Raw genomic sequence first — 10,013 nt, forward strand, 5'->3', positions numbered from 1 at the left:
CACATCCTGCTGAAATTGCTTTCCTTTAAAATGATTCATCGTCATTCCTCCTGCTATCTTTTTCTATTATTCTACCTTATTTGATAGTAGATTTAAAACTTTGCAACAGAACCTGTCGTGATAAAGTTCTCAAGCCAGCTGACATCATCGCTCTCCGTCGCTACTTCTTCCCTTTCCTCATCCGTGTCTTGTTCTTCATCGTCTGAAAAATCGACTTTTCCAAACAGAACTACCTTGCCCTCCGTTTCAGCACTTGCTGAACTGCTATTAGTTGTTAGAAACCCAAAAGTTACAAAACCTAGCATTGCAAGAGCACCTAAAACAAGTAATTTCTTCATCATTATTTCCTCCAAGATAATTGAGAAACTGTATTCACAGTTCAGCACTTCTAGCTAAGGCTAGCTTTTCAGCTACTCACCGCTCGTTTTTTTCAAAATACAGTTAGTATTCCCTCAAAAAACTGCCTTGATTAGCGAAAAACCATCTCTTCTCTAAAAGCACTTTTCTTGTGAATACAGTTTCTAAACATTGTTTTGTAAAGTTGTAAAACTTACAAGTATTATCTTACAGGAAATGACGAGCCTCTTAAAATTCATTACATATCTGTAACTTTCTCAATTTCCTTATTGATCTGGTGGATTAAATCATAGCAATCTAAAAATTTGGCAATATGCAGACATTCCTTCATTATTTCTAGGCCACCATCATTTCCATTCATGTAGGACAAGCGTGCTTTTAGGAGCTTAAGCAGCAAGCGATCCCGCATATTCTTTTCCATGATATTGACAGAGTCAAGAATTTTGAGAAAGCGAATCGCAGCAGTCTCCTCTCCCCTATCTAACAAACTACTCGAAATATTGATGAGTACCTTATAGACATTATCTCTGTTTTCTGTGATATCCATATAAAAATTTGTTCGATTGAGAACTTCCATTCCCAGAACTTCCAACATCTTGCTAGGAAGACCTCTGCTACAATTTCCGAAAATCCAGAGTTCAAATTTCCCCCAATCATCTATGGACATTAAATAGTCCGATAGAATAGCTTTTTCATCCTCAGAAACATCATAATCAGGATCGCACCATTGCTGCTTGAAGATATGAAAGGCTGCGACCATCACCCTATCAAACGGACGTCCATCTCTATCATACTCTGCTTGATGGTACAAAATTTTATTGTCCATATACTGAGCATTGTGACTATAAACTGCACGGACAAATTCTTCTGAAGAAAACAAATTATCTATCTGAAAATAGGACTGGTAGAGGGTAGAAAATTCGCCCTCAACCATATTCATCCGTCTCAAGCAATGAAAAAATGTATCTACAGAAAGATTGCTCTTTCCATTTTCAAAGCGTGATAGCTGAGCAGGTGTCACGAAATCCCCAGCCACTTCTTTTAGAGACATATTTTTTGATTCACGAATGATTTTAAAAATTTTTCCGTAAGTTCCCATTATATTCTCCACTCGTTACATTTATGTAACGAAATTTGCTAACTTTTGAATCTAGTATATCATAGATTTATCATTTTTTTATAGAAAGGCAGGTAGTTATGGCATCTCTCTTATCTACCCAAGAATTATCAAAGCAATACGGGAAACAAAAGGCCGTTCATCAGGTTTCTTTAACGATTAATAAAGGAGAAATATGTGGCTTAGTTGGTGAAAATGGTGCTGGGAAAACAACGCTTCTCAGAATGTTATCTGGCCTCATTTCCCAAACTTCTGGTACCATTACTAGCTCAAAAAATTGTCGTATTGGAGCTTTAATCGAATCCCCTGCTCTACAACCCAATTTATCTGCTATCGATAATCTTCGTTACATGGCTCTGCAATTAAACCTTAAGCAAGCTGATGAAAAAGTCTTAGAGACATTAGCAATTGTCGGTTTAGAGGATGTGGATCCTAAGAAAAAATCCAAAGATTTTTCATTGGGAATGCGCCAACGTTTAGCCATTGCCTTAGCTATCCTAGATAGGCCTGATTTTTTAATCCTAGACGAACCGATTAATGGTCTTGACCCTGTTGGAATCAAAGAAATGAGAAGTATTATTTTAAATCTTCGAAATCAATATGGGATGACCATCCTTATCTCCAGTCATATCCTATCAGAGCTTGAGATGGTGGTTGATCGGTACATTATTATGCATAAGGGCCTTATCGTCAAAGAATTCTCAAAGCAAGAGCTTGAACAAACCCTAGAAGAACAGCTCTATCTACAAACGAACAACCATCCTAAGACCTTGACTATCCTTGAAGAGCAGGACATCGCTTACAAAATAGATAAGGATTATATCAGTCTGTCATCAGATACGAATGTTATGAGCCTCATTCATCTCTTGATAAACCATGAGATTGAGGTCAAAGAAATTTTTAAACAACAAATGTCATTTGAAGATTATTATCTGACATTGCTTCAAGAAGGAGAAGAGCATGATACATTACTTTAAAGCTGATTTATTTAAGATTCAAAAAGAACAGAGATTAACGATTTCATTGGGAATATTGGCTTTACTGTCCTTTTTATCCGCTTTTTTGTTGCATGGCAACGAAGACTTCACTAGCTCTCTTATTCAATTGCTTTCTCAATTTATCACACTATTTTTTATCGTCCCGACAAACCTATTCTTTGGAGAAGATTTTACTTACCGTACCATCAATCATATTATTATCAAGCAACAAATAAGAAAAGGAGTATTTTTCTATAAAGTCTTAGCAACCCTTGTGCTAGATCTCGCTTATATCCTTCTAGCCTATTTATTGAGTAGCAGTATTGGCTTACTTCTGGGTGCCCCTGTTGATGTTGCAGTGATAATACACAGTTTCATTGCTCAAACACCTTTATTTATCTGTATCTCTCTGTTATCCATCCTGATATTTGTCAAGTCCAATAAAGTCAATCAAGCCTATCTTGCCTTTAGTTTAATTAGCCTTCTTTTTGACAATGTCACCAACCTTATTACTAGTAACCTACTCCATATGACATTACCAACAGATTATTTTCTATTTCTTTCGCTTCAACAGGGGGAACATATTACACAGCTATCCATGGGTGTTAGCTTCATATCTGCTATACTATATCTCTATCTGAGTTACTTTATTTTCAGCAGGAAAGAGTTAAAATGATGTAACTTAGATTTCATATATAAAAAACATGTATGTCACACATCAGAAAAAACGTATGACATACATGTTTTCATTTCACATTTATTCCCCTTGGGCAATCAATTCTGCTCCGCGTTGGCGGTAGGACATATCCCCAACCGCTTCAATCAAGAGCTTACCATTTTCGTATTTGAGGACGGTGATTGAGCCGTTATCAAGGAAAATATTAGCCCCACGCTCTGGCTCCAACAGATGAGCCAGGGTTGCAATGGTCATACCGTGGCTGACCACAAGGGCATTACCTCCGCCTTGCTTTTCCAAGTCTTGGGCGATGGATTCAAAACCTGTTAAGATACGATTGCTCAAAACTTCCCATGATTCCGCCCAGCCAGCGGTGTCTGCTTCTTGGATACCTGCTGCGATTTCCGCAAAGGACATACCTGTCGCATCAACTGTCCCTTTCAAACGAGGCAGGACACCTTGAAAAAGCTCGGCATCATACATACCCTCGAAACTACCAAAGCACCATTCACGGATACGCTTGTCTTGGTAATATGGGATTTTTCCTAAAATTCCCAACTCACGCTGGGCGATGGTCATGGTCTGAACGGTCCGCCCCAGGTCACTGGATACGGCTAGTTTAAAATCAATGCCCGCATCCTTGAGCCCCAAGCCCAATTCACGAATTCCTTCCTCACCAGCCTTGGTCAGCGGTGTATCACACCAGCCCTGCACGCGACCGATGGTATTAAACATGGTTTTCCCATGTCGAGAAATATATAATCTTACTTCTGCCATAGCATTCTCCTTGTCTTTTCTTACTATTAGTATAGCAAAAAACCGACTGCTTGTCGCAATCGGTTTACGTTTTTAGTTCTTAAAACTATGAATCGGTGCTGGAATTTGTCCGCCACGGTTGATAAAGTCCACAGACGAAGCCTGGTTGACCTTCATGACAGGAGCTGTTCCCAGAAGTCCACCAAATTCAATCATGTCCCCTTCTTTGCCAAGCGGAATAATACGAACCGCAGTTGTTTTCTGGTTGATGACCCCAATCGCCGCCTCATCCGCAATCATAGCTGCAATGGTTTCAGCTGGCGTTGTTTCTGGAATGGCAATCATGTCCAAACCAACTGAACAGATAGCCGTCATAGCTTCCAATTTTTCAAGGTTAAGCGAGCCATTTTGCACCGCCGCAATCATTCCCTCGTCCTCAGATACAGGGATAAAGGCACCTGACAAGCCACCGACTTGGTTGCAGGCCATGACCCCACCCTTTTTGACAGCGTCATTGAGCAAAGCCAGGGCAGCGGTCGTTCCGTGCGTACCTACGGTTTCTAAGCCCATTTCCTCCAAAACTCGTGCTACTGAGTCGCCAACAGCTGGCGTCGGAGCAAGGGACAGGTCCACGATACCGAACTTGACACCCAGGCGTTCGCTGGCCATATTGCCGACCAACTGACCGATACGGGTAATCTTGAAGGCCGTCTTCTTAACGGTTTCTGCCACCACATCAAAGCTCTCGCCACGCACTTTTTCAAGGGCACGCTTGACCACTCCAGGCCCAGAAACGCCGACATTGATGACCACATCCGCCTCGCCGACACCATGGAAGGCACCAGCCATGAAAGGATTGTCCTCGACCGCATTGGCAAAGACCACTAGCTTGGCCGCCCCCATATCAGAAGCTTCCGCCGTCTCCTTGATGATCCGCCCCATATCCCGCACGGCAGTCATGTTGATACCCGTCTTGGTCGAGCCGATGTTGACTGACGAGCAGACTTTTGTCGTTTGGGCCAATGCCTGCGGTATAGAGTTGATGAGGATTTCATCCCCTTTTTGGTAACCCTTTTGAACCAGAGCTGAAAAGCCTCCGATAAAATCGATGCCGATTTCATGAGCCGCCTTATCCAAGGCATGAGCCAAGGGAAGATAATCCGTGGCATCCGTCGCCGCACCAATCAAAGCAATAGGCGTTACCGACACCCGTTTGTTGACAATGGGAATGCCTAGTTCTGCCGCAATCTCATCACCGACCGCTACCAAGTTCTTGGCCTTGGTTACAATTTTGGTGTACACTTTCTCCGCAGCCTTATCGATGTCCGAGTCAATACAGTCCAAGAGGGAAATCCCCATGGTAATGGTCCGAATATCGAAGTGCTGCTCCTCGATCATCTCAATGGTTTCTCTAACCTGTCTAATATCCATGACCGCTCTCCTTACAAGTTGTGCATGGCATCAAAAATCGCCGCACTTTGAATGTTGATTTTCACGTTCAAACTTTGACCAAAGGCATCCAATTCTGCACGAAGTTGCGTGAAATCTTTCTTCTCATCTGATGACACCACCGCCATCATGGTAAAATACTCATCCAAAACAGTCTGAGAAATATCATCAATATTCAAACCCATTTCCGCAATCTTAGTCGCAACACCCGCAACAATCCCTGTCTTGTCCTGACCGACAACTGTAACAATAGCTTTCATCTAAACACCTCTTCAAATGATTATTTATTCACCATCATACCATAAATAGAACAAAAAAGGTAGAAAAGCAATCTTTACTATCGAGAAATATACCCTCCTATCCTACCTATTCCGGCCATTTAAAAACTATCGGCAGGGAAGATACAGAGGAAAATGACGTTGACATTTGGATAATAAGGGATTTGTGGTATAATATATCTGGTCTCATTATCCTTAAGCACGGTCTAGGGATTTTCCGATAAATAAGGTCAGCAGACCTTGAAACAACCAACTCCTAACAGAAAGAGGAACCTTACTATGGTGAGAAAGACATCTGTCAGCTATCATCCCAATTTCATTTCGTATATGGAGGAAATCATCGCCCATCCAAACTATAAAAACCTCCCCATTCGATTTAAGGACGATGGCTCTCCAGTCTGGGGTGCTACAAAGACAGCTAAGAAAGACACTACTAGTAAAAAGAGAGAAGAATGGGCAGATGAAAAAGCAAGACAGCTAGGCTTGGAAGCCTCTAGTAAAAAATATGCCAATACCATGTTTGCCATTCATCCCACTAAGAAAAAAGCCTGTCAAGGGTGTGGGTACACTATGGATCTACACTATATCTATCCCACTCAATATACCATTAGCTACTTTGAGAAGAACTTTGCTTATCAATTTGATCGCTATGACTCCATTTATGACATTTTGCACAAGCTACCCCAACATGAAACAGCTATACAGCAATATCTCATCCAAAAAGCCAAGTTACCCGTGGAATGGGAACAACAATCCATTAAGGATGTCCTAACAGAGGTTGAACTTCTCTGTCGGACAGAAGGGAAAAAAATTTTTAGGTCTGGCGCATCGAGCCATTTCCCTGAGCGGTTTGATGGCTTCCATTCACTCAATCTATGTTGTCGAACGCAAAAAGATAAGTTAGATGTAAAAGGAATAACAGCTAACCAGCATCAGGAGCAAGCCTTCTATAAATACTGGGTCGATGGAAATAGCTGCGCTGCCAAGCAACTCATGAAAAATTACCAGCTATTCCATGGACAGAGCCTTCAATATATCGGTCCCCTTAGTCTCGGCTTCATCGACGACCCTCTCAACCTACAAGCTACTCCAGACAACTATGGAGCTAGAGAAGGACAACTTTATCAGTCGGACATCGAAAAACTCATTGAGCTGGAAAAAGAAACCCAAGTTTCTCCTGTTTCTTACTTCCTTAAAAAGATTTGGGAATTTATTAGAAACGACTACTATGCTGCAACACCTCTCTTTACCCTCGAAGGCTATAACCAGATACTAAAGCAAAATATGAGCAACTTCACCGAGTCTATTCGAATTCTCCTTTCGACCGAAAATAGCGCTAGCATTGAGCAGTTTTTTAGCCGCCACTATTTCCAACCCAAACAGGAGGCCTACTTCCCCTATCTTTACGAATTTCATGCAGATGGCTCCATAAAAAGCAAGACCGCGCAAACTCTGACAGATGCCCTACAAGATGAATTCCTACACTTTCAACAAATGGCTTTTACAGCTGCCAAAGATAGTCACTATGCTTTGGAAACAGACGGAAAACTCCCTCCTCAACTCTCCACTTACTCACTCCACCAACTCTCTCTAATTCGAGAAAATATTCTTCTCGGAAAGAACCCTGAGACGACACTGAAGCAGTGGACCGACTACATCAATTATATGCAGGATGAACTCTTAATTAGATACCTCTCTTAACCGGACCATAGTGCCCACATCAACTTTTATGATGCAAACAGGCACGGAGATGGATAAAAAGTAACAAAACAAAGACCTACATCAAGATGACAAGTCTCGATATAGGTCTTTTTCCATTATCCAACCAGCAGCTTCTAACTAGAATGAGGAATTTGGAAAAGACTATGCCTCCCATTTCATAGCCTTTTCCAAATCCCCTAAGTCCATCTTATAGTCAATCACGGTCCTGCCCATCCAGTTTTTGAAGGTAAGGCTGAAGCAGTAATCCTGCTGTAACCGATTAGACCGAAAACAGTCTCTGCTAAAAAATACTATCTTGTCCAACTCAAAAACCCGCTTTCGCGAGTTTGGTTGTTTATTTCATACTTTGCGACCGACGGGCATAGGCTTTCCAATCAATCCCACGCGCCTCGCACCAGTTCTGGACATTTGGAGCCAAGACCACATCTTTCTTGCGAAGGTCTGCAATATTCTTAGCACCCAACATGGTCATGATTTCAGCCATCTGCCATTGATAAGTCTTAATAGCCTGCAAGCCGTCGTCAAAACGATGCCCTTTTCCATCCTTGACATACTGGAGGAAATGGTTGGACATACCGATAAGGTCTGCACCAAGAGCTAAGGATTTGACAATATCTAGCGGTGTTTTAATACCACCAGAGGCAATCAGGCTTGGACGGATATCTTCAGAAACAGACATGGCTTCTACCAAGGAAGTCACGGTTGACTGACCCCACCCCTCTAAATAGGCATAATCATTGAAGGTCCGACGGGCATTTTCAATCTTGGCGAAATCCGTCCCCCCAGTACCAGACACATCAATGGTCTTGACACCGACAGAAGCCAGCTGGGCAACCGTTTCACGGCTCATGCCAAAACCAACTTCCTTGACGATAACCGGTACTTCCATCTCCCGCACCAAGGTTTCAATATTCTTCAACCACATAGTAAAGTCACGGTCTCCCTCAGGCATGACAATCTCCTGAGGTGCATTGACATGGATTTGGATGGCATTGGCCTCCAACAAATCCACCGCTCGCTTGGCGTTCTCCACACTATGGTGGGCACCTAGATTGGCAAAAATAATGCCATAAGGATTTTCCCGACGCATAACAGAGAAGGTTTCCGCAACAGACGGATCCTTGATCGCCGCACTAACCGAGCCTGAAGCCAAAGCAATCTTCCCAAAATGCCCCATAATTCCCAAGAGACGATTGATTTCCCGCGTCTTCTTGCTTCCACCGGTCATGGCATTGATGAAGAAAGGAAAGGCAAAGTCCAAACCAGCTACACTGGTCGAAATATCCACTTCATCCACCTTGGTCTGTGGCAGGGAATGATGGACAAACAAGGTCTCCGTAAAGTCCTTGGCCGGCGTTGCACTATATTGCTGGTTGGCCAAGCCAACGTGTTGATCCTTGCGGTCTAAACCAAATTCTCCTAGATAAAACATAGGGTTCTCCTTATTCTCTACTTGTGATCTTTAGTTGGAGTGGAAGAATGCCGGCTTGTTGCCAAGCCTTCTCAATCGCTACTTTTTGTTCCTTACCGTCTACCAAGCAAATGCCGCAGTCACCACCACCTGCACCAGATGATTTGGCCACCGCCCCATAAGTCTGGGCCAGATCACAGAGTTGGCTCAGTCGAGGCGTTTCAATGACCAAGCCCATTCCTCTCGCAAAATCTTGTAAGAGCTTGCGGTTCTGAGAAATGGCCTGTCTAGCTGATACCAAGTCATTTGTCTGACAAGCTACTATCAACTGTTCTACACAGGTCTTGGAGTCGGCTAGAAACTGGCTATGAATTTGCTCTTTTTCAGTCTGACTTTTTTGGTCTTCCATCTGGGAAACTAGCCTGTCCGTCGAAGCCGCCGATCCTGTCCATCCCACCAAGAGGTCTAAGCCTTCAGGTAACTGAATAGGGCTGATAGACAAACCTTGCCAATCACTTTCCACCAGATCCAGCAGAGACAGCTCTGCCATTTTCCCTAAAAGCCAAGAACGGTCCAGGGAATGATAGGCGATCAAGCCACCGAAACTGGAAGCCGCCAAATCTCCGAAGGAACCTGTCATGCCTAGCTTGGTCTGGGCCAAGGCTGCCAGCTTGTAGGTCAGGAGGGCATCTGGTCGGTGACCGTAGTAGGTCAACAGGGCCTTGACTGTCGCAACCGTTACAGCACCAGAGGAACCCAGACCGTACTTGGCACCAGAGGCTTGGTCATCTAGGTCGGACTGAACAGATAGGCTATAGGTTTCATGACAAGCATAGCCCTTGGCCGTCAGATATTCCTCCGTTACCTGCATAGCTATCTCAATCAGGGCATAGGGATGGTCATCTTGAATGAAAATCTCATTTTCCTTACGCTCCCAGATCAGATAAAGATCTGCCTTTTGACTGGAATGAAGACTGCCTTGGTCACTTGTTTCAATGGTGACGGTTAGGTACTGGTCAACCGCCGCAATCACCGCAGGATAACCGGCCTCAACAACTGCATATTCCCCTGCCAGAAAGAGTTTTCCTGGTATCTTTACTTGCACTTTCATGCTAGATTCCCTTTTCAAATGCTGCTTGCGAAGCCTGCCAATCCTTCTCACTGAGAACATAAGCAGCAGGTCCAGGCTTGCTAGTGATGATTTTCTCTCTTGGGAAGACTTTGGACAATTCAGCTACTAGCTCATCCATCTGACTTGCTCGGCAGAGCA

The 10,013-nt window shown here is 43.3% G+C and carries 10 protein-coding genes and 1 pseudogene; 3 read left to right on the forward strand and 8 right to left on the reverse strand.

Going from position 1 to position 10,013, the window contains the following annotated elements; all coding sequences use genetic code 11:
• Positions 1-92: 92 nt before the first annotated feature.
• Positions 93-341: a hypothetical protein gene (locus C1G53_RS08970; protein ID WP_105118420.1), complete on the reverse strand. Its 249-nt coding sequence runs from the start codon at positions 339-341 to the stop codon at positions 93-95.
• Positions 342-595: 254 nt separating this feature from the next.
• Positions 596-1,456 carry an Rgg/GadR/MutR family transcriptional regulator gene (locus C1G53_RS08975; protein ID WP_105118421.1) on the reverse strand — a complete coding sequence of 287 codons (861 nt, stop codon included), beginning with the start codon at positions 1,454-1,456 and terminating at the stop codon, positions 596-598.
• Between the two features lie 98 nt (positions 1,457-1,554).
• Here C1G53_RS08975 and C1G53_RS08980 point away from each other — a divergent pair, with 98 nt between their 5' ends.
• Together C1G53_RS08980 and C1G53_RS08985 are read left to right on the forward strand one after the other, a co-directional pair.
• Positions 1,555-2,451 (forward strand): ATP-binding cassette domain-containing protein, encoded by an 897-nt coding sequence (locus C1G53_RS08980; RefSeq protein WP_105118422.1) that lies wholly within the window; start codon positions 1,555-1,557, stop codon positions 2,449-2,451.
• The gene (locus tag C1G53_RS08985; RefSeq protein WP_105118423.1) at positions 2,435-3,127 is read left to right on the forward strand and encodes an ABC transporter permease; all 693 of its coding nucleotides are present in this window, start codon (positions 2,435-2,437) and stop codon (positions 3,125-3,127) included. The genes C1G53_RS08980 and C1G53_RS08985 overlap by 17 nt, the downstream gene beginning before the upstream one ends.
• Positions 3,128-3,208: 81 nt before the next feature.
• On the opposite strand, the gene C1G53_RS08990 is transcribed toward C1G53_RS08985, so the two are convergent.
• The 3 genes from C1G53_RS08990 to C1G53_RS09000 all read right to left on the reverse strand — a co-directional run bounded on the left by C1G53_RS08990 (position 3,209) and on the right by C1G53_RS09000 (position 5,592).
• Positions 3,209-3,904: a histidine phosphatase family protein gene (locus C1G53_RS08990; protein WP_105118424.1), complete on the reverse strand. Its 696-nt coding sequence runs from the start codon at positions 3,902-3,904 to the stop codon at positions 3,209-3,211.
• A gap of 72 nt (positions 3,905-3,976) precedes the next feature.
• The gene (locus C1G53_RS08995; RefSeq protein WP_024384706.1) at positions 3,977-5,314 is read right to left on the reverse strand and encodes a PFL family protein; all 1,338 of its coding nucleotides are present in this window, start codon (positions 5,312-5,314) and stop codon (positions 3,977-3,979) included.
• Between the two features lie 11 nt (positions 5,315-5,325).
• Complete coding sequence (locus C1G53_RS09000; protein WP_105118425.1) at positions 5,326-5,592, reverse strand: ACT domain-containing protein; 267 nt, start codon at positions 5,590-5,592, stop codon at positions 5,326-5,328.
• Positions 5,593-5,889: 297 nt separating this feature from the next.
• Between C1G53_RS09000 and C1G53_RS09005 the strand changes: the two genes are divergently transcribed.
• Positions 5,890-7,311 (forward strand): hypothetical protein, encoded by a 1,422-nt coding sequence (locus C1G53_RS09005; protein WP_105118426.1) that lies wholly within the window; start codon positions 5,890-5,892, stop codon positions 7,309-7,311.
• 355 nt (positions 7,312-7,666) lie between these two features.
• On the opposite strand, the gene fni is transcribed toward C1G53_RS09005, so the two are convergent.
• The 3 genes and pseudogenes from fni to C1G53_RS13605 all read right to left on the reverse strand — a co-directional run.
• Entirely contained in the window at positions 7,667-8,764 is a 1,098-nt protein-coding gene (gene fni, locus C1G53_RS09010) for a type 2 isopentenyl-diphosphate Delta-isomerase (RefSeq protein WP_105118427.1), read from the reverse strand.
• Positions 8,765-8,774: 10 nt separating this feature from the next.
• Entirely contained in the window at positions 8,775-9,854 is a 1,080-nt protein-coding gene (locus C1G53_RS09015) for a phosphomevalonate kinase (protein WP_105118428.1), read from the reverse strand.
• Position 9,855: 1 nt separating this feature from the next.
• A pseudogene (locus tag C1G53_RS13605) lies at positions 9,856-10,013 on the reverse strand (diphosphomevalonate decarboxylase); the annotation flags it as partial.

It is taken from the genome of Streptococcus suis (assembly GCF_002960445.1).
Classification (GTDB): domain Bacteria; phylum Bacillota; class Bacilli; order Lactobacillales; family Streptococcaceae; genus Streptococcus; species Streptococcus hyiners.

What these genes read in the sequence shown, in the direction of transcription:
- C1G53_RS08970 (WP_105118420.1), bottom strand. Translation starts at nt 341, where the DNA reads ATGATGAAGAAATTACTTGTTTTAGGTGCTCTTGCAATGCTAGGTTTT.
- C1G53_RS08975 (WP_105118421.1), bottom strand. Translation starts at nt 1,456, where the DNA reads ATGGGAACTTACGGAAAAATTTTTAAAATCATTCGTGAATCAAAAAAT.
- C1G53_RS08980 (WP_105118422.1), top strand. Translation starts at nt 1,555, where the DNA reads ATGGCATCTCTCTTATCTACCCAAGAATTATCAAAGCAATACGGGAAA.
- C1G53_RS08985 (WP_105118423.1), top strand. Translation starts at nt 2,435, where the DNA reads ATGATACATTACTTTAAAGCTGATTTATTTAAGATTCAAAAAGAACAG.
- C1G53_RS08990 (WP_105118424.1), bottom strand. Translation starts at nt 3,904, where the DNA reads ATGGCAGAAGTAAGATTATATATTTCTCGACATGGGAAAACCATGTTT.
- C1G53_RS08995 (WP_024384706.1), bottom strand. Translation starts at nt 5,314, where the DNA reads ATGGATATTAGACAGGTTAGAGAAACCATTGAGATGATCGAGGAGCAG.
- C1G53_RS09000 (WP_105118425.1), bottom strand. Translation starts at nt 5,592, where the DNA reads ATGAAAGCTATTGTTACAGTTGTCGGTCAGGACAAGACAGGGATTGTT.
- C1G53_RS09005 (WP_105118426.1), top strand. Translation starts at nt 5,890, where the DNA reads ATGGTGAGAAAGACATCTGTCAGCTATCATCCCAATTTCATTTCGTAT.
- fni (WP_105118427.1), bottom strand. Translation starts at nt 8,764, where the DNA reads ATGTTTTATCTAGGAGAATTTGGTTTAGACCGCAAGGATCAACACGTT.
- C1G53_RS09015 (WP_105118428.1), bottom strand. Translation starts at nt 9,854, where the DNA reads ATGAAAGTGCAAGTAAAGATACCAGGAAAACTCTTTCTGGCAGGGGAA.